Source organism: Azospira sp. APE16 (genome assembly GCF_047901315.1).
GTDB lineage: Bacteria > Pseudomonadota > Gammaproteobacteria > Burkholderiales > Rhodocyclaceae > Azospira > Azospira oryzae.
The window spans coordinates 2,114,022-2,131,932 of sequence record NZ_CP179682.1 but is presented as its reverse complement, the minus strand read 5'-3'; the positions used below and the strand labels follow the sequence as shown (position 1 = coordinate 2,131,932).

The following is a 17,911-nucleotide window of genomic DNA, read 5'->3' as shown; positions in this document are numbered from 1 at the left end:
CCCGGCTCCTGCAGTGCTTGCTACTGCCTTAGACGGCGGCGGCCAGTTGGGGCACGACCTCGAACAGGTCGGCCACCAGACCGTAATCGGCCACCTGGAAGATGGGGGCTTCCGGGTCCTTGTTGATGGCGACGATGACCTTGGAGTCCTTCATGCCGGCCAGGTGCTGGATGGCGCCGGAGATGCCGATGGCGATATACAGCTGGGGCGCGACGATCTTGCCGGTCTGGCCCACCTGGTAGTCGTTGGGCACAAAGCCGGCATCCACGGCGGCACGGGAAGCGCCCAGGGCGGCACCCAGCTTGTCGGCCAGGGGCTCCAGCAGGGTCTTGTAGTTCTCCCCGTTACCCAGGCCGCGACCACCGGAAACGATGATCTTGGCGGCGGTCAGCTCGGGGCGCTCGCTCTTGGTCAGTTCCCGGGAGACCAGCTTGGACTTGCCCAGGTCGGGACCGGCGGCGATGGCCTCGACTGCGGCGGAACCGCCTTCGGCCACGGCTTCAAAGCCGGTGGTACGCACGGTGATGACCTTCACGGCATCGGCGGACTGCACCGTGGCCAGGGCATTGCCGGCGTAGATGGGACGCACGAAGGTGTCGGCGGACTCGACCCCGACAATGTCGGAGATCTGGGCCACGTCCAGCAGGGCGGCGACGCGGGGCGCGAAGTTCTTGCCGTTGGTGGTGGCGGGGGCAACGATGTGGCTGTAGCCGGCCGCGTTGGCCACCACCAGGGCAGCGACGTTTTCGGCGGTCTGGTCGGCGTAGTGGGCGGCATCGGCCACCTTCACCTTGGCCACACCGGCCAGCTTGGCGGCTTCGGCAGCGGCGCTGGCACAGCCGGAACCGGCCACCAGCACATGGATTTCACCACCGATCTTGGCGGCTGCGGTGACGGCGTTCTTGGTCGCCGCCTTCAGGGATTGGTTGTCGTGTTCGGCAATGACGAGGATAGCCATTAGATCACCTTCGCTTCGTTCTTCAGCTTGCTCACCAGATCGGCCACGTCGGCCACCTTGACGCCGGCCTGGCGCTTGGCGGGCTCGGCCACCTTCAGGGTCTTCAGACGGGGGGCCACGTCCACGCCCAGGTCTTCCGGCTTGATGGTTTCCAGGGGCTTCTTCTTGGCCTTCATGATGTTGGGCAGGGTGGCGTAGCGCGGCTCGTTGAGGCGCAGGTCGGTCGTCACCACGGCCGGCAGGGCCATTTCCAGGGTTTCCAGGCCGCCGTCCACTTCACGGGTCACGGTGGCCTTGCCGTCGGCGATCACCACCTTGGAGGCAAAGGTGGCCTGGGGCCAGCCTTGCAGGGCGGCGAACATCTGGCCGGTCTGGTTGGAGTCGTCGTCGATGGCCTGCTTGCCGAAGATCACCACCTGGGGCTGTTCCTTGTCGGCCACGGCCTTGATCAGCTTGGCCACGGCCAGGGGCTGCAGGTCGGCGTCGGATTCGATCAGGATGCCGCGGTCGGCACCGATGGCCATGGCGGTGCGCAGGGTTTCCTGGCAACCGGCGACACCGGCGGAGACCACGATCACTTCGCTGGCGATGCCGGCTTCCTTGAGGCGAACGGCCTCTTCGACGGCGATTTCGTCGAAGGGGTTCATGGACATTTTGACGTTGGCAATATCAACGCCGGTACCGTCGCTCTTGACGCGCACCTTGACGTTGTAATCCACCACCCGCTTTACTGGTACCAGGACTTTCAATGTATCCTCCTTAGGACTACGCGAATTTGTCTGATGAATCTATCTGAGTATCCTACTCCGTCGGCCACCTTTGTGGGGCGTCTCCCGGCCTGCTCCGGGGAGTTTGACAGCCCCCGGCCCGAACCGCAGAATAGGCCCATACTCGCTGGTATGGATCAGCATACGGTAGCGTACGGAAAAACCCTTGTCAACGGCTTGAGATGAAACAGGAAAAAACAACAAAAGTCCGCACCCAGCTTGACCGCAGCGACTGGATCGAAGCGGCCATCAACGTCCTCGCCGACGAGGGAACCGACGGCCTGCGGGTGGAGGTCCTGGCCAAGAATTTCGGGGTGACCAAGGGCAGTTTCTACTGGCACTTCAAGGACCGTCAGGACCTGCTCATGGCTGTCCTGGAAACCTGGAAGGAAGGCCGCATCAAGGACATCATCAAGCAGACCACGGCCCAGCCCGGCAAGGAACGGGAACAGATCTACCACGTGATCCAGGTGTACAGCCTGGCGCGCAACCGCAAGGGCATCCCCATCGAGCTGGCGGTGCGCGACTGGGCCCGGCGTGATCCCCAGGCGGCGGCCATCGTCGAAGAGGTGGATACGTCGCGGCTGGAGTGCACGCGCAAGCTGTTCGTCGCCTGCGGTCTCTCCGAGAAGGAGGCGAAGAGCCGCAGTCTCATGCTCTACGCCTACGTCTTCGGCCAGAGCCTGATGATCTACGACCATTTCGACGACAACCTGGGCGCCCTGCGCGACTGGATCGCCGACCGCATCGTCCTGCCGACTCCCTGAGCTTTGCCGGACCGCCTTCCTGGCGGTCCTTTCACTCCCGTATCAGTTTCCCTTCCTGCATGCGCAGGCGCCGGCCGCAGCGGGCGGCGATTTCCTCGTCGTGAGTGACCAGCACCAGGGTGGTGCCCTGGTCCGCATTGAGCTTGAACATCAGGTCCACGATCTGGTGGCCGGTATGGCCGTCCAGGTTGCCGGTCGGCTCATCGGCCAGCACCAGCTTGGGCTCCAGGGCGAAGGCCCGGGCCAGGGCGACCCGCTGCTGCTCGCCGCCGGAAAGGTGCTTCGGGTAGTGGCGCAGGCGCTGGCTGAGGCCCACCCGTTCCAGCCATTGCCGGGCCTTGGCCGCGGCCTCCCTGATGCCGGCCAGTTCCATGGGCAACATGACGTTCTCCTCCGCAGTGAGGGAGGGCAGCAGCTGGAAGGACTGGAAGACGAAGCCCAGCATGCGGCCCCGCAGGCGGGCCCGGGCGTCTTCGTCGAGGTCGTTGAGATTCTCGCCGTCGAGGCGGACGGAGCCGCTGCTGGGCGAATCCAGGCCGGCCAGGAGGCCGAGCAGGGTGGATTTGCCGGAGCCGGAGGCGCCGACGATGGCCACGGTTTCCCCCGCACTCACGCTGAATTCGATATCGTGCAAAATGGTCAGGGGCGTATCGCCGTTGTTGACGGTCTTGCCCAGACCCACCACTTCCACCAATGAATGTTCGGACATGCGGGAAAAAATCCTCGTCGTTTTGAAGTTGCTGCCCTGGCTGATGCTGCTGGCGGCGCCTGAAGTCATGGCCAGGACCATCCTGGTCTTCGGCGATTCCCTTTCCGCCGGCTACGGCATCCGCCAGGAGGCAGCCTGGCCGGCCCTGCTGCAGAACCGGCTGCAGGAAAGGCGTTTCGATTATAGCGTCGTCAATGCCAGCATCTCCGGCGAAACCACTGCCGGCGGCCGCTCCCGCCTGGAGGCCGCCTTGAGCAAGCACCAGCCTTCGGTGCTGGTGCTGGCCCTGGGGGCCAACGACGGCCTGCGGGGCCTGCCCCTGGCGGTGATGCGGGACAACCTGGCGGCCATGATCAAGGCGGCCCGCCGGCAACAGATCAAGGTGCTGCTGGTGGGCATGCGCCTGCCGCCCAATTTCGGCGCCTATGCCGACGACTTCCACCGCAGCTTCGCCGAACTGGCCCGGCAGGAGAAGCTGGCCTACGTGGATTTCCTGCTGGACGGTGTGGCGGACAAACCCCAGTTGTTCCAGGCTGACAACCTGCATCCCCTGGCCGAGGCCCAGCCGCGCCTGCTCGACAATGTGTGGATGGGGCTGGCGCCCCTGCTCAGCGGGCGCTGACTGCGAGCCCCGGGGTGCCTGGGGAAAGTTCGCCGATCACGGCCGCTTCGCCGAAACCGGCGTCGCGGAAGGCTGCCAGCACTTCCGCCGCCGCTTCCGGGGCGCAGCTCACCAGGAGGCCGCCGGAGGTTTGGGGATCGGTGATGAGCTTCTGCTGCCATTCCTCCAGCCCAGCCTCCAGGGCCACTTCATGGCCGTAGCCGGCCCAGTTGCGGTTGGAGGCGCCGGTGGCGATGCCGGCCTGCACGTGTTCCACCGCTTCGGCGATGAGGGGCAGGGCGGCGAAGCGCACATGGGCCGCCAGCCCGGAGCCGCGGCAGATTTCCAGCAGATGGCCGGCCAGGCCGAAGCCGGTGACGTCGGTCATGGCGTGCACCGCCGGCAGTTCCGCCAGCCGGGTGCCGACCCGGTTGAGCTGGGTGGTGTAGGCGATCATGCGGCCATAGCCCTCGGCGGAAAGCTTGCCCTTCTTCAGGGCGGCGGAGAGGATGCCCACGCCCAGGGGCTTGCCCAGGATCAGCACGTCGCCCGCCTTGGCGCCGCTGTTCTTCTTCACCTTGTCCGGATGCACCAGGCCCAGGGCCACCAGGCCGTAGATGGGTTCCAGCACGTCGATGGAATGGCCGCCGGCGATGGGGATGCCCGCCTCGGCACAGACCGAGGCGCCGCCGGAGAGGATGCGCTCGATCACCGGCAGGGGCAGCTTGTCCAGGGGCATGCCCACCAGGGCCAGGGCCAGGATCGGCGTGCCGCCCATGGCGTAGATGTCGGAAATGGCGTTGGTGGCGGCGATGCGGCCGAAGTCGTGGGGATCGTCCACGATCGGGGTGAAGAAATCGGTGGTGGCCACCAGGGCCTGGCTGTCGTTGAGCTTGTAGACCGCCGCGTCGTCGGAGGACTCGGTGCCCACCAGCAGCTGGGGCGGAATGAGGGCCGCCGGGGTGGCGGCGAGGATCTGGGAGAGCACGGCCGGGGCAATCTTGCAGCCGCAGCCGCCGCCATGGGAAAAGGATGTGAGCTTGATGTCGTCCATGGGGTTTGCCGTGGGAAGGTCGGGGAGGGGCGTTAGAATGGCGCCTCTTCCGGAAAAACGCCACCCCGACATGAAACATCCCGCCCTCGCCAGCGTCGCCCAACTGGGTGACTACGATGCCATCATCGACGTCCGCACGCCGGCCGAATTCGCCGAGGACCACGTGCCCGGGGCCATCAACTGTCCGGTGCTGTCCAACGAGGAGCGCGTCACCGTGGGCACCCTGTACAAGCAGGTGTCGCCCTTCGAGGCGAAGAAGGTGGGGGCGGCCCTGATCTCCATCAACATCGCCCGCCATCTGCAGGAGCGTTTCCGCGACATGCCCAAGGAGTGGCGGCCCCTCATCTATTGCTGGCGCGGCGGCCAGCGCAGCGGGGCGATGCAGATCATCTTCCGCCAGATCGGTTGGCGGGCGGACAAGCTGGACGGCGGCTACAAGGCCTTCCGCCAGCACGTCATGGAGCAGATCGACGCCCTGGCGCCGCGCTTTGCCTACCGGGTGGTTTGCGGCGCCACCGGCAGCGGCAAGACCCGCATCCTCCAGGCCCTGGCCCGGCAGGGCGCCCAGGTGCTCGATCTGGAAACCCTGGCGGCCCACAAGGGCTCGGTGCTGGGGGTGCTGCCGGGCGAGCCTCAGCCGGCCCAGAAGGGCTTCGAGACCGCCCTGTGGCAGGCCCTGGCCGGCTTCGACAGCTCCCGGCCGGTGTTCGTCGAGGCCGAGAGCCGCAAGATCGGCCGCCTGCATCTGCCCGACGCCCTGCTCGAGGCGGTGCGGGGTGGCGAGTGTCTGGAGGTGGCGGCCAGCCTGCCGGCCCGGGTGGAATTCCTGCTGCGGGATTACGACTACTTCCTGCAGGACCCGGAATGGCTGGTGCGCCGCCTGGACAACCTGAAGGAACTGCAGGGCAAGGAAACCGTGGCCCGCTGGCAGGCCATGGCCCGGGAGGGCGGCTGGTCCCAGCTGGTGCAGGAACTGCTCGACCTGCATTACGACCCCCACTATCGCCGCTCCCAGGGCCAGAACTACCAGGGCCGCCGGCGTCACGATCCTTTCGTCAGCGACGACCTGAGCGACGCCGGTATCGAGGCCCTGGCCGCCAGCATGCTCGCTGCCGCCGGCGCGTGATAGTCTGGCAGGCCCGTCCCCTGGACTTTCCGGAGGTGCCATGCTGATCAAGCCCGACCAGTCCCTGTTGCTGATCATCGACATCCAGGAGCGCCTTGCCCCGGCGATCCACGAGGGCGAGGCCGTCATCGCCCACAATCTGTGGCTGACCCAGGTGGCCCGCCGCCTGGCGGTGCCGGTGCTGGCCACGGTCCAGTATCCCCGGGGGCTGGGCGCCACGGTGCCGGCTCTGGCGGAAATGCTGGCGCCGGAGGAGGTGGTGGAGAAAATCCATTTTTCCGCCGTGGCCGACGGCTGCCTCGACGAGCTGCCCGCCCTGGCCCGCCGCCAGGTGGTCATCACCGGCACCGAAACCCATGTCTGCGTGCTGCAGACGGCCCTGGACCTGCTGGGCCGGGGCAAGGAGGTGTTCGTGGTGGCCGAGGCGGTCGGCTCCCGCCGGCCCGAGGACAAGGCCCTGGCCCTGGAGCGCCTGCGCCAGGCCGGCTGCGTCATCGTCTCCCGGGAGATGGTGGCTTTCGAATGGCTGCACCGGGCCGGCACCGACCTGTTCCGGGCGGTGAGCCGGGACTTCATCCGCTAGCCTCCGCCAAGGGCAGGGCCGGCAGGCGCGTCCGGCGGCGTTCTCCGGGCGGCCTTCCCGGCAAGGCAGCAAGGGCGCCATGTTCCAGGTAGGTGCCTTCAAGATCGTTACCCGGTGCGCTTCCCGGTCTGGTGGTGGCCGGGGCATGCCGGCTCCGGCTTTCATCCCTTATCCTTCATTCCGATTCCATCCCCACAGGAGATGTCCATGCTCAGCGGAAAAATCGCTCTCGTCACCGGTTCCACCTCCGGCATCGGCCTGGCCGTGGCCCGGGCCCTGGCCCGTAACGGCGCCGCGGTGATGCTCAACGGTTCCCGTCCGGCGGCCGAGGCGGAAGGTCTGCGGGCGGCCATGGCCGCCGAGTTCGGTGTCAAGGTGGCCTACACCTCGGCCGACCTGGCCGATGCGGCCTCGGTGCGGGCCCTGGCGGCGGCCGCCGAGAAGCAGCTGGGAGTCGTGGACATCCTGGTGAACAACGCCGGCATCCAGCACGTGGCGGCGGTGGATGAATTCCCCGAAGAGAAGTGGGACCAGCTCATCGCCATCAACCTGTCCTCCGTCTTCCATGCCACCAAGGCCGTGCTGCCGGGCATGAAGGCGCGTAACTGGGGCCGCATCGTCAATATCGCCTCGGCCCACGGTCTGGTGGCCTCGCCCTTCAAGGCGCCCTACACCGCCAGCAAGCACGCGGTGGTGGGCTTTTCCAAGGCGGTGGCCCTGGAGGTGGCGGAGACCGGCATCACCTGCAACGCGGTGTGCCCCGGCTACGTGCGCACGCCCCTGGTGGAAAAGCAGGTGGCGGCCCAGGCCAAGGTGCACAACCTGCCGGAGGATCAGGTGATCCGCGACGTGATCCTGGCGGCCCAGCCCAACAAGCGCTTCCTCGAGGCCGACGACCTGGCCGAGTTCGTGCTGTTCCTCTGTTCCCCCGCCGGCGCCGGCATGACCGGCGCCGCCCTGCCCATGGACGGGGCCTGGACCGCCCGCTGAGGCACACCGGGGCAGGGCAGGGCGCCCGGTCCCGATTTTCCGGCGTTGGTGGTGCGTTCGCCGGTGTTGGCCGCCCGTTGCCGGCAGGTTTGGAAGGCGGCCGGGTTATCGGCTACAATTCGGCTTTCCCGCAGCTATATCGTCATGACCAAATACGTCTTCGTCACTGGCGGCGTGGTTTCTTCCCTGGGTAAGGGAATTGCCGCTGCCTCTCTGGGTGCGATTCTCGAATCCCGCGGAATCACCGTAACCCACCTCAAGCTTGATCCCTACATCAACGTCGACCCGGGCACCATGAGCCCCTTCCAGCACGGCGAGGTGTTCGTCACCGAAGACGGCGCCGAGACCGACCTGGACCTGGGCCACTACGAGCGCTTCACCAGCGCCAAGATGGGCAAGCGCAACAACTTCACCACTGGCCAGATCTACGACACGGTGCTCAGGAAAGAGCGCCGCGGCGAGTACCTGGGCAAGACCGTGCAGGTCATCCCCCACATCACCGACGAGATCAAGGCCCACATCAAGCGTGGCGCCGAAGGGGCCGACGTGGCCATCGTCGAGGTGGGCGGCACCGTGGGTGACATCGAGTCCCTGCCGTTCCTGGAAGCCATCCGCCAGATGGGCTTCGAGGAAGGCCGCAACAACACCTGTTTCCTGCACCTGACCCTGCTGCCCTACATTCCCACCGCCGGCGAGCTGAAGACCAAGCCGACCCAGCATTCCGTCAAGGAACTGCGGGAAATCGGCATCCAGCCCGACGTGCTGCTGTGCCGCGCCGACCGGGAAATCCCGGAAGACGAAAAGGGCAAGATCGCCCTGTTCTGCAACGTCCAGCGCGAAGCCGTGATCGAGGTGCTGGACGCCGATTCCATCTACAAGATCCCGGCCATGCTGCACGACCAGATGCTGGACGAGATCGTCTGCCACAAGCTGGACATCCTGGCCAAGGCCGCCGACCTCTCCGTGTGGAACGGCCTGGTGGACGCCCTGGAGCACCCCCAGCACAGCGTGGAAATCGCCTTCGTCGGCAAGTACGTGGACCTTACCGAGTCCTACAAGTCCCTCATCGAGGCCCTGAAGCACGCCGGCATCCACACCCGTTCCAAGGTCAACATCCACTACCTGGATTCCGAGGACATCGAGAAAAACGGCTGCGGCGCCCTGAAGGGCATGGATGCGATCCTGGTGCCCGGCGGCTTCGGCAAGCGCGGCACCGAAGGCAAGATCGCCGCCATCCGCTACGCCCGGGAAAACAAGGTGCCCTACCTGGGCATCTGCCTGGGCATGCAGCTGGCCGTGGTGGAATTCGCCCGGGACGTGGCCGGCATGGCCGGTGCCCACTCCACCGAATTCGAGCAGAACAGCCCCTTCCCGGTGATCGGTCTGATCACCGAATGGCAGGACGCCTCCGGCAAGGTGGAAAAGCGCGACGAAAATTCCGACCTGGGCGGCACCATGCGCCTGGGCGGCCAGCTGTGCCAGCTGGCCGACGGCACCCGGGCCCGCCAGATCTACGGCGCCCCCGAGATCGTCGAACGCCACCGCCACCGCTACGAAGTGAACAACACCCTGCTGGCCCAGCTGGAAGCCAAGGGCCTGGTCGTCGCCGGCCGCGCCCCCGGCACCGACCTGTGCGAAATGGTGGAACTGCCCGCCGACGTGCATCCCTGGTTCGTCGGTTGCCAGTTCCATCCGGAATTCACTTCCACCCCGCGCAACGGCCACCCCCTGTTTACCTCCTTCGTCCAGGCTGCCCTGAAGCAGCAACAGGCGACCGCCAAATGAAACTGTGCGACTTCGAGGTTGGCCTCGACCAGCCGATTTTCCTCATCGCCGGCCCCTGCGTCGCCGAGTCCGAGCAGTTGTGTGTGGATGTGGCCGGCCAGATGAAGGAAATCTGCGGTCGCCTGGGCATCCCCTACATCTTCAAGGCGTCCTACGACAAGGCCAACCGCAGCTCCGGCAAGAGCTTCCGCGGCCTGGGCATGGATGCCGGCCTGAAGATCCTGGAGAACGTGCGCCGCCAGATCGGCGTGCCGGTGCTCACCGATGTGCACACCGAAGCCGAGGTGCCCGCCGTGGCCGCCGTGGTGGACGTGCTGCAGACCCCGGCCTTCCTCTGCCGCCAGACCGATTTCATCCACGCCGTGGCCGCTTCCGGCAAGCCGGTGAATATCAAGAAGGGCCAGTTCCTGGCCCCCGGCGACATGAAGAACGTGGTGGACAAGGCCCGGGAAGCCAACGGCGGCGCCGACACCATCATGGTCTGCGAGCGCGGTGCCTCCTTCGGCTACAACAACCTGGTCTCGGACATGCGCTCCCTGGCCATCATGCGCGACACCGCCTGCCCGGTGGTGTTCGACGCCACCCATAGCGTGCAGCTGCCCGGCGGGCAGGGCACCGCTTCCGGCGGCCAGCGCGAGTTCGTGCCGGTGCTGGCCCGGGCCGCCGTGGCCAGCGGCGTGGCCGGCCTGTTCATGGAAACCCATCCGAACCCGGCCTGCGCCATGTCCGACGGCCCCAACGCCTGGCCCCTGGACCGCATGGAATCCCTGCTCCGGGTGCTGGTGGGCATCGACCGTTTGGTCAAGTCCGGCCCCCTGGAAGAGCTGAGCCTCTGATGATCGCCCACGTCGTCCTGTTCAAGACCAAGCCCGGCATCGCCACCAACGATCCCCGGGTGGTGGCCCTGCTGGGCGAGCTGGACCAGTTGCCCAAGGCGGTGCCGGGTATCGTCACCTGGAAGCACGGTCCCAACGTGACCCTGGATCCCCAGGCCTGGGATTACGCCGTCTATGCCGAGTTCGAGACGGAAGGGGCGCTGCAGCGCTACTACGACAACGAGGTCCACGCCGACATCGTGCGGCGCTGGGACGAGATCGGCATGCTGCTCTTCTCCGACGTGAAGCTCTGAGATTTCCGCCATGGCCGCCTACCTCCTCGCCGAAGCCAGCGTCACCGATCCGGTGGCCTACGAGACCTACAAGCAGCTGGCCCAGACCGCCATCGCCCAGTACGGCGGCCGCTACCTGGTAAGGGGCGGCGCCAGCGAGGTGCTGGAAGGGGGCTGGAGCAAGCCGCCGCGGCTTGTGGTGGTGGAGTTCGAGAGCGTGGAGCAGGCCAAGAAATTCTACGATTCCCCCGAATACCGGGCGGCTCGTGCAGCAAGACAAGAGGCGGCGGACATGAACATGCTCGTCGTCCAGGGTGTTTGAAGTTTTTAGTTTGCAACTTTTAAGAGCAAAGGGAGAAACATGAGCTCTGTCGTTGATGTCGTCGCCCGCGAAATCCTGGATTCCCGCGGCAATCCCACCGTTGAAGTCGATGTGCTGCTGGAATCCGGCGTCATGGGCCGTGCTGCCGTGCCGTCCGGCGCCTCCACCGGTTCCCGCGAAGCCATCGAACTGCGCGACGGCGAAGCCGGCCGCTATCTGGGCAAGGGCGTGCTCAAGGCCGTCGAGAACGTGAACACCGAAATCTCCGAGGCCATCATCGGCCTGGACGCCCAGGAACAGGCCTTCATCGACAAGACCCTGATCGACCTGGACGGCACCGAAAACAAGTCCCGCCTGGGCGCTAACGCCATGCTGGCCGTCTCCATGGCCGTGGCCAAGGCTGCCGCTGAAGAAGCCGGCCTGCCCCTGTACCGCTACTTCGGCGGCATGGGCCCGATGCAGATGCCGGTGCCGATGATGAACATCATCAACGGCGGTGCCCACGCCAACAACAGCCTGGACATCCAGGAATTCATGGTCATGCCCGTGGGCGCTTCCACCTTCCGCGAAGCCCTGCGCTGCGGCGCCGAAATCTTCCACGCCCTGAAGAAGCTGCTGGACAAGAAGGGCTTCTCCACCGCCGTGGGCGACGAAGGCGGTTTCGCTCCCAACCTGGGCAGCCACGCCGAAGCCATCCAGCTGTGCATGCAGGCCATCGAGAACGCCGGCTACACCCCGGGCCAGGATGTGCTGATCGCCCTGGACTGCGCCGCTTCCGAGTTCTACAAGGACGGCAAGTACCACCTGGCCGGTGAAGGCCTGCAGCTGACCTCCGCCCAGTTCGTGGACTACCTGGCCAACCTGGCCGACCAGTTCCCCATCGTTTCCATCGAGGACGGCATGGCCGAAGGCGACTGGGACGGCTGGAAGCTGCTGACCGAGCGTCTGGGCCAGAAGGTGCAGATCGTCGGCGACGACCTCTTCGTCACCAACACCAAGATCCTCAAGGAAGGCATCGACAAGGGCATCGCCAATTCCATCCTGATCAAGATCAACCAGATCGGTACTCTGTCCGAAACCTTCGCCGCCGTGGAAATGGCCAAGCGCGCCGGCTACACCGCCGTCATCTCCCACCGCTCCGGTGAGACCGAAGACAGCACCATCGCCGACATCGCCGTGGGCCTCAACGCCGGCCAGATCAAGACCGGCTCCCTGTCCCGCTCCGACCGCATCGCCAAGTACAACCAGCTGCTGCGCATCGAAGAGGACCTGGGCGATACCGCCTCCTACCCCGGCCGCGAAACCTTCTATAACCTGAAGTAAGGCCGACAGGGCCGGGAAGTTCCAATCCCGGCCCTTTTCGCATCCGACTATCGCCCGATCTCACCAATCCCCCCATTCCATGCGCTGGCTCACCATCGGACTCATCGCCCTCATCACCCTGCTCCAGTATCCCCTGTGGCTGGGCAAGGGCGGCTGGCTGAAAGTCTGGGACGTGGACCGGCAACTGCAGCAGCAGAAGGACGCCAACCGCAAGCTGGAAGTGCGCAACGGCGGCCTCGATGCGGAAGTGCGGGATTTGAAGCAGGGTTACGACGCCATCGAGGAACGGGCCCGTTTCGAGCTGGGCATGATCAAGGGCGACGAGGTCTTCGTGCAGTTGCCGGAGAAGGCGCCGGAACGCCCTGCCGAGCCGGCACCGGAAGTGCCGCCGGCGAAGAAGGCCCGGGCCTCCCGCTAGTCGCGGTGCAGCACAAGGAAAGGCAGCCATCCGGCTGCCTTTTTTTTGCTCGGCGCCGCTGCTGCAGTCGGTCGGCGGCAGCCCGGCCATTGCCGTCCTCTCCGGCAGCAATGGGCTTGGCGTCGCAATGGTTGTATAGTGCAACCATATTTCAGCCCATCGGGAGGCGACATGGCAGGTCCGGAACAGGCCCTGGTGGATGGCATCCGCGCCGCCTCGCGCCAGATGGTGCGGGAACTGGGATTCATGCAGGCGACCCTGGCTGCCACCGACTACCCGGCCTCCGCCGTGCATGCCCTCATCGAACTGGGCAAGCACGGCAGCATGAGTGCCGCGGCCATCGCCGCCTGTCTCGGCCTGGACAAGTCCAGCGTCAGCCGCATGCTGCGCAAGCTGGTGGATGCCGGCGAACTGACGGAGACGGTGAGCGATCACGATGGCCGCATCAAGAATCTGTCTTTGACGGCCCGGGGCCGTCGCACCCTGGCAGCGGTGGAGGCCTATGGCCGGCGGCAGGTGGAGGAGGCGCTGCAGCACATGGCGCCGGAGGCCCGCGGACTGGTCCACGCCGGGCTCGAAGCCTATGCCCGGGCCCTCGCCCAGGCGCGCAGCGGCGCCGCCGGGGCGGTCATTTCCCCGGTGCGGATCTGTCCGGGCTATCGGGTTGGGGTGATCGGCCGGGTGACCGAGATGCACGGGCTTTTCTACGCCCGCCACGCCGGCTTCGGCCAGTATTTCGAAAGCCAGGTGGCGACCGGCCTGGCGGAGTTCTGCGGGCGGCTGCAGCGCCCGGGCAACGGCCTGTGGGTCGCCTTGCAGGGGGAGCGTATCGTCGGTTCGGTGGCCATCGACGGCGAGGATCTGGGGCCCGGCCTCGCCCATCTGCGCTGGTTCATCGTCGACGGGGCGGTGCGCGGCGGGGGTGTCGGCCAACGTCTGCTGCAGGCGGCGCTGGCCCATTGCGATGCCTACGGCTTTGCCGAGACCCGGCTGTGGACCTTTGCCGGTCTCGAGGCGGCTCGCCATCTCTACGAGGCCAGGGGCTTCGTGCTGGGGGAGGAGCGCCAGGGCCGGCAGTGGGGCGAGACGGTGACGGAGCAGCTGTTTGTCCGCCCGGGCGTCGCGGGGTAAGCCCCAGGGGCGCCGCCGGCCGGCGAAATGGGTTGAGAAGCGGGGCTGAGGAGCGGGCTGAGGAGCGGGGCTGCGGAGCGCCTCTGCCCCCGTTTGGAAGGGGGCAGCCGTTCAGCTATCCGGAGGTCTTGCCGGGGGGCTCAGTGCAGCAGGCGCGGCGGCTGTTCCGCCTGTTCTTCCGGCATTTCCGTGTGCATCAGCTCGCCCTCGCCATTGGGATAGAGGGGCGCGCCGCAGTCGTCGCAGAATTCGAAGGGGAAACGGTGGTCGTGCACCACGATGTCGGTGACGCCGCATTCCCGCAGCACGGCTTCCATTTCCGCGACGGATTCGCTGTTTTCGTCCTCCGTGCCGATGAGGGCCCAGACGACGCCGTGGATGACCTTGTCCGCCTGGGACTGGAGGGAGAAGCCGAGGCGGTATTCTTCCAGGCGCTGGTCGTGGAAGGGGCCGATGGCCACGCGCAGGGAGGCCGGCTCGACCCCCATGACGGTCTGCAGGAAGGCGACGGAGGCGCGCAGGGAATAGGGCCGGGAATCCTTGTCCGCCTGGCGGCAGGCGGCATGGTAGGCGTCGGGCAGCAGGGCCTCGTAGGCGCAGCCGGTGAGCAGGGGCTCCAGGGCGGCGCCGCCCTGCTGGCGCCACTGCTGGCGTGCCACTTCCCGGTTGCCTTCCACCTCGTGCCAGTAGAAGAGGGGGCTGTGGCGGGGCACGGCGATGGCGGCCAGGAGGTAGCGGGTGTCGGAGAGGAAACGGTTGGTCTCCGGCATTTCCCGGGTGTCCAGGGCCATGTCCTGGACGGCCAGGGCGCAGCGGCCCAGCTCGTTGGTGAGGCGGTAGGTGTCGCTGTAGCTGCGGGGCAGCTGGTCCGGGCTGAAGAGGAAATCCACCACGGCGACGCGGGCCTCGGCTGCCAGGACGTGGCCGCACAGCTGGGCCTTGAGGGCGGCCAGGGTGTCGGCGGGGATGTTGGCGGTGGGAATGCCGAAGCGGGACCAGGCCAGCACCGGCGCCGCCACCAGCAGCACGTCGTAGTCCTGGCCCTGGTGGCTGATGAGGCACGACTCGGCCCGGGATTCCACCATGTCCGCCAGCTCGTCGTGGGCCTGGGCGTTGGTTTCGTAGAGGCGGTCCAGGGCCGCCGTCAGTTCCTCCTCGTTGCCGTCGGCCAGCAGCTGCTCCACCAGGGCCGCCAGGCGCGCTTCCCAGAAGGCATCCTCCAGCTTGCCGCCGGATTCGGCGAGGCCGGTGGCCAGCCAGGAGAGTTGGGAGACATCGCGGGAGACGCGGGAGCGGGAGCCGAAGCGGGGTCGTTTCATGGTGATGAACTGCTCGAGGTGCCGGAACAAAGCGGGCGAAGCCGTAATTCTATCAACCCGCGGGCTGGTCCCGGGATTCTTCTGTGTCCTGGGGACGAGGCGGCATGAGGAATTCCCGGGGGGCCTGCCGGAAACGGGCGAACAGACTGGCGATCAGGCGACGCCCCTGGGCGAAGGAGACCTGGCGCGCCTTGAGGGCCACATACAGCGCCAGGGCAAAGCTGACGCCGAGATTGGCCATGCCCACCAGGGCCACGCCCAGGCCTGCCAGGGCCAGTTCCTGCCAGGGGGCGGCGAAGTCCAGGGCGACGGCGGCATAACCCAGGTAGGCGGAGGAGAAGGCGATGTGGCGGATGTCCACCGGCAGGCCGAAGAGTACGCCGATGGCGGTCATGCCGCCGAGGAGGAAGCCGAAGAAAAAGTTGCCGGCCAGGGCGCCCAGGTTGTTTTCCACATAGGCGGCGACCCGTCGCATGCGGGCTTCGCCGAACAGGCGCTGGGGCCATTCCAGCTGCAGCAGGCGCTGGGGAATGCGGTTGTAGGCGGCCAGGTTGTCGTAATAGCCGGCGATGAGGCCGGCGAGGAACAGGCAGACCCCGGCCACGCCGGCGTAGAGGATGGCGCCGCTGTGCCAGGGATGCACGTCGGCCAGCAGGTGGTGGGCCTTTTCCGGTCCGATGAAGGGCGTGCCGCCCATGCTGCCGAGGACGAAGGCGATGAGCATGGCCATGGGAATGGCCAGGCCCACGTTGCCGATGATGGCGGCGATCTGGCTGCGGCAGGTGCGGGCCACCAGGCCGGCCAGGTTGTCCAGGTTGCGCGGTGTGGCGTTGCCGCCGGGGCCGGTGGCTTCGTCGATGCTGGCGGCGATGGCGTTGGCGGTCATGGCCGGCTGCTTGGTGGCGACGGTGCCATGGAGGATGTGGATGAGGACGAAGCCCAGGCCGTAGTTGAGGCAGAAGGCCAGGGCCTCGGTCAGGGGCGGCAGGTGCAGCTTGGCCAGTTCCAGCTTGATGAGGGCCATGAAGGCGATGACGAAGCCGCCGAGCAGGGCCGAGCGCAGGAGGGCGAAGTATTCGCTGCGGCTCTCGGTGATGTAGTGCTCGCCGGTGCGGCCCGCATTCTCGGTGACGCGGCGGGCCAGCAGTTCCATGTTCTGGCGCCAGTAGGTGCCCAGGTCGTTCTTGCGGCACTCGGCCCGCACCAGCTGCTTGAACAGGGTCACCAGGGCCGGCAGGGCATCCTGCAGGCAGCGTTCCTGGCGCAACTGGCGCAGGACGGCGAGGAGGGCCTCGGCCCGCTCCAGGTGCTGGCGCAGCCGCTGCAGGTGGAAGGTGAGGGAGAGGCTGGTGCCTTCCCGGGCGGCCCGGTTGCGGATGCGGTCGCCGATGCCGCGGCACTGGTCGAACAGCACCAGCAGCTGGCGGTCGTCCTCCGCCGCAAATTCCGGCTCCCGCCACCACTGTTCGAACTGCTTGAGGAAGCGCAGCATCTCGGCGTTCTGGGCCAGGAAGGGGGACTCGAAGTTCTCGATGCTTGGTTCCACCCGCAGCAGTTCCGGTTCCAGGCCGATGGCGCTGATGCGGTAGGAAATGACCAGCAGGCCTTCCAGCAGCTGGGCCAGGGCCGGCGCCATGGGGGCGCCGCGAACGCTGCTGCGGCCCAGGTCGAGCAGGGTGAACAGGGCCAGCCATTCGGCGTCGGCGATGCCGTCCACCCACACCTCGTCGTCCGGCTCGGGGAACAGCAGGCCGAGCACGTCTTTCAGGTATTCGGGCGCCACCACGTCGGGCAGCAGGGTGCGGGAGAGGCGGCGGGCGGTCTCGGAAAAGAAGCCGGTGTTGGGAAAGACGCCGGCATCCACATAGAGGGAAACCTGTTTTTTCTCGGCGAAGAGGCGCAGCAGGGCCAGGCGCAGGCCGTCCCGCAGCTCGGGGCGGGTCTGCAGCAGGTAGCAGAGGGCGTGCAGGGCCTGGGTGGCGGCCGCCGTGTCGTCGCTGTCGGCGGGACGCAGGGCGTCCACCAGTTCGATGAGGGGGGACAGGAGGTCGCCGTCGGGGTTGGCGGCCAGGTCGCAGAGGCGCTGCAGCAGGGTTTCCAGGGGCTGGGGGGAAAGGGAGCGTGTCATAATGTTCTAATTCGTCCTTTTGACTTTCCGGTAGAAGATTTTGCCATGATTTTCGTCATCTCCCCGGCCAAGAGCCTGGATTTCGACACTCCGCCGGTGACGGCGGAATATACCCAGCCCGACTTCCTGGAGCGTTCCGCCGTCCTCGTGCAGCGCCTGCGGGAACTGTCGCCGGCGGAGCTGTCCCGGCTGATGGACATCTCCGACGCCCTGGCCGTGCTCAACGTCACCCGCTACGCCGAATGGGCGCCGCCCTTCACCCCGACCAATGCCAAGCAGGCCCTGCTGGCCTTCAACGGCGACGTCTATGAGGGCCTGGATGCCGCCTCCCTGCCGCCCGCTGGCCTGGCCTGGTGTCAACAGCACCTGCGCATTCTCTCCGGCCTCTACGGCCTGCTGCGGCCCCTGGACCTGATCCAGCCCTACCGCCTGGAAATGGGCACCAAGCTGAGCAACATCGCGGGCAAGGACCTCTATGCCTTCTGGGGCGAGGACATCACCCAGGCCCTCAATGCCGCCATGCCCCAGTCGGGGCCGGCAGTGCTGGTGAACCTGGCTTCCGAGGAATACTTCAAGGCGGTCAGGCCCAAGGCCCTCAAGGCCCGCGTCGTCAATTGCGTCTTCGAGGACTGGAAGGGCGGCCGCTACAAGATCATCAGCTTCTACGCCAAGCGGGCGCGGGGCCTCATGGTGCGCTATGCCGCCAGCCACGGCCTGACCCAGCCGGAAGGGCTGCAGGGTTTCAATGTGGACGGCTACGCCTTCGTCCCCGAGATTTCCGACGCGGACACCTATATTTTCCGGCGCCGGGTGGAGGCTTAA

General features: G+C 66.8%; 19 protein-coding genes. 13 read left to right on the top strand and 6 right to left on the bottom strand.

The window, feature by feature from the left end:
* Window positions 1-28: 28 nt before the first annotated feature.
* The gene (locus ACLSSQ_RS10270) at window positions 29-958 is read right to left on the bottom strand and encodes an electron transfer flavoprotein subunit alpha/FixB family protein (RefSeq protein WP_416242611.1); all 930 of its coding nucleotides are present in this window, start codon (window positions 956-958) and stop codon (window positions 29-31) included.
* Entirely contained in the window at window positions 958-1,707 is a 750-nt protein-coding gene (locus tag ACLSSQ_RS10265) for an electron transfer flavoprotein subunit beta/FixA family protein (RefSeq protein ID WP_014237360.1), read from the bottom strand. Before ACLSSQ_RS10265 ends, ACLSSQ_RS10270 begins: the two co-directional genes overlap by 1 nt.
* 200 nt (window positions 1,708-1,907) lie before the next feature.
* Between ACLSSQ_RS10265 and ACLSSQ_RS10260 the strand changes: the two genes are divergently transcribed.
* Window positions 1,908-2,492: a TetR/AcrR family transcriptional regulator gene (locus ACLSSQ_RS10260; RefSeq protein WP_014237361.1), complete on the top strand. Its 585-nt coding sequence runs from the start codon at window positions 1,908-1,910 to the stop codon at window positions 2,490-2,492.
* Window positions 2,493-2,523: 31 nt separating this feature from the next.
* Here ACLSSQ_RS10260 and ACLSSQ_RS10255 read toward each other — a convergent pair whose 3' ends face one another.
* Window positions 2,524-3,201, bottom strand: coding sequence for an ABC transporter ATP-binding protein (locus ACLSSQ_RS10255; protein ID WP_416242610.1), 678 nt, complete (start codon window positions 3,199-3,201; stop codon window positions 2,524-2,526).
* Between ACLSSQ_RS10255 and ACLSSQ_RS10250 the strand changes: the two genes are divergently transcribed.
* Window positions 3,200-3,823 (top strand): arylesterase, encoded by a 624-nt coding sequence (locus ACLSSQ_RS10250; protein WP_416242609.1) that lies wholly within the window; start codon window positions 3,200-3,202, stop codon window positions 3,821-3,823. The two genes, ACLSSQ_RS10255 and ACLSSQ_RS10250, sit on opposite strands and share 2 nt — an antisense overlap.
* On the opposite strand, the gene selD is transcribed toward ACLSSQ_RS10250, so the two are convergent.
* A complete protein-coding gene (selD, locus tag ACLSSQ_RS10245; protein ID WP_152089304.1) occupies window positions 3,810-4,856 on the bottom strand; it encodes a selenide, water dikinase SelD in 1,047 nt (348 codons plus the stop codon). The genes ACLSSQ_RS10250 and selD overlap by 14 nt on opposite strands.
* 70 nt (window positions 4,857-4,926) lie before the next feature.
* Between selD and mnmH the strand changes: the two genes are divergently transcribed.
* The 10 genes from mnmH to ACLSSQ_RS10195 all read left to right on the top strand — a co-directional run bounded on the left by mnmH (window position 4,927) and on the right by ACLSSQ_RS10195 (window position 13,642).
* Window positions 4,927-5,982, top strand: a complete 1,056-nt coding sequence (gene mnmH / locus ACLSSQ_RS10240; protein WP_416242608.1) for a tRNA 2-selenouridine(34) synthase MnmH — start codon at window positions 4,927-4,929, stop codon at window positions 5,980-5,982.
* A 40-nt stretch (window positions 5,983-6,022) separates the two neighbouring features.
* A complete protein-coding gene (locus ACLSSQ_RS10235) occupies window positions 6,023-6,565 on the top strand; it encodes a hydrolase (RefSeq protein WP_416242607.1) in 543 nt (180 codons plus the stop codon).
* Between the two features lie 207 nt (window positions 6,566-6,772).
* On the top strand, window positions 6,773-7,555 hold the full coding sequence (locus ACLSSQ_RS10230) for a 3-hydroxybutyrate dehydrogenase (protein WP_014237367.1): 783 nt from the start codon (window positions 6,773-6,775) through the stop codon (window positions 7,553-7,555).
* 144 nt (window positions 7,556-7,699) lie between these two features.
* Window positions 7,700-9,340: a CTP synthase gene (locus ACLSSQ_RS10225; protein WP_205230073.1), complete on the top strand. Its 1,641-nt coding sequence runs from the start codon at window positions 7,700-7,702 to the stop codon at window positions 9,338-9,340.
* The gene (kdsA, locus tag ACLSSQ_RS10220) at window positions 9,337-10,176 is read left to right on the top strand and encodes a 3-deoxy-8-phosphooctulonate synthase (RefSeq protein ID WP_130458394.1); all 840 of its coding nucleotides are present in this window, start codon (window positions 9,337-9,339) and stop codon (window positions 10,174-10,176) included. Before ACLSSQ_RS10225 ends, kdsA begins: the two co-directional genes overlap by 4 nt.
* Window positions 10,176-10,469, top strand: a complete 294-nt coding sequence (locus tag ACLSSQ_RS10215) for a Dabb family protein (RefSeq protein WP_014237370.1) — start codon at window positions 10,176-10,178, stop codon at window positions 10,467-10,469. Before kdsA ends, ACLSSQ_RS10215 begins: the two co-directional genes overlap by 1 nt.
* A 10-nt stretch (window positions 10,470-10,479) precedes the next feature.
* Window positions 10,480-10,770, top strand: a complete 291-nt coding sequence (locus ACLSSQ_RS10210; RefSeq protein WP_205230072.1) for a DUF1330 domain-containing protein — start codon at window positions 10,480-10,482, stop codon at window positions 10,768-10,770.
* 39 nt (window positions 10,771-10,809) lie between these two features.
* Window positions 10,810-12,093 carry a phosphopyruvate hydratase gene (eno, locus tag ACLSSQ_RS10205; RefSeq protein WP_014237372.1) on the top strand — a complete coding sequence of 428 codons (1,284 nt, stop codon included), beginning with the start codon at window positions 10,810-10,812 and terminating at the stop codon, window positions 12,091-12,093.
* Window positions 12,094-12,172: 79 nt separating this feature from the next.
* The gene (gene ftsB / locus ACLSSQ_RS10200) at window positions 12,173-12,511 is read left to right on the top strand and encodes a cell division protein FtsB (protein ID WP_014237373.1); all 339 of its coding nucleotides are present in this window, start codon (window positions 12,173-12,175) and stop codon (window positions 12,509-12,511) included.
* Window positions 12,512-12,682: 171 nt separating this feature from the next.
* A complete protein-coding gene (locus tag ACLSSQ_RS10195) occupies window positions 12,683-13,642 on the top strand; it encodes a bifunctional helix-turn-helix transcriptional regulator/GNAT family N-acetyltransferase (protein WP_416242606.1) in 960 nt (319 codons plus the stop codon).
* 140 nt (window positions 13,643-13,782) lie between these two features.
* Here the strand turns inward: ACLSSQ_RS10195 and ACLSSQ_RS10190 are convergent, their stop codons facing one another.
* Both ACLSSQ_RS10190 and ACLSSQ_RS10185 read right to left on the bottom strand, forming a co-directional pair.
* Window positions 13,783-14,961: a DUF2863 family protein gene (locus ACLSSQ_RS10190; RefSeq protein WP_416242605.1), complete on the bottom strand. Its 1,179-nt coding sequence runs from the start codon at window positions 14,959-14,961 to the stop codon at window positions 13,783-13,785.
* Window positions 14,962-15,013: 52 nt separating this feature from the next.
* Entirely contained in the window at window positions 15,014-17,089 is a 2,076-nt protein-coding gene (locus ACLSSQ_RS10185; RefSeq protein ID WP_416242604.1) for a site-specific recombinase, read from the bottom strand.
* Window positions 17,090-17,134: 45 nt separating this feature from the next.
* Between ACLSSQ_RS10185 and yaaA the strand changes: the two genes are divergently transcribed.
* Complete coding sequence (gene yaaA / locus ACLSSQ_RS10180) at window positions 17,135-17,911, top strand: peroxide stress protein YaaA (protein WP_014237377.1); 777 nt, start codon at window positions 17,135-17,137, stop codon at window positions 17,909-17,911.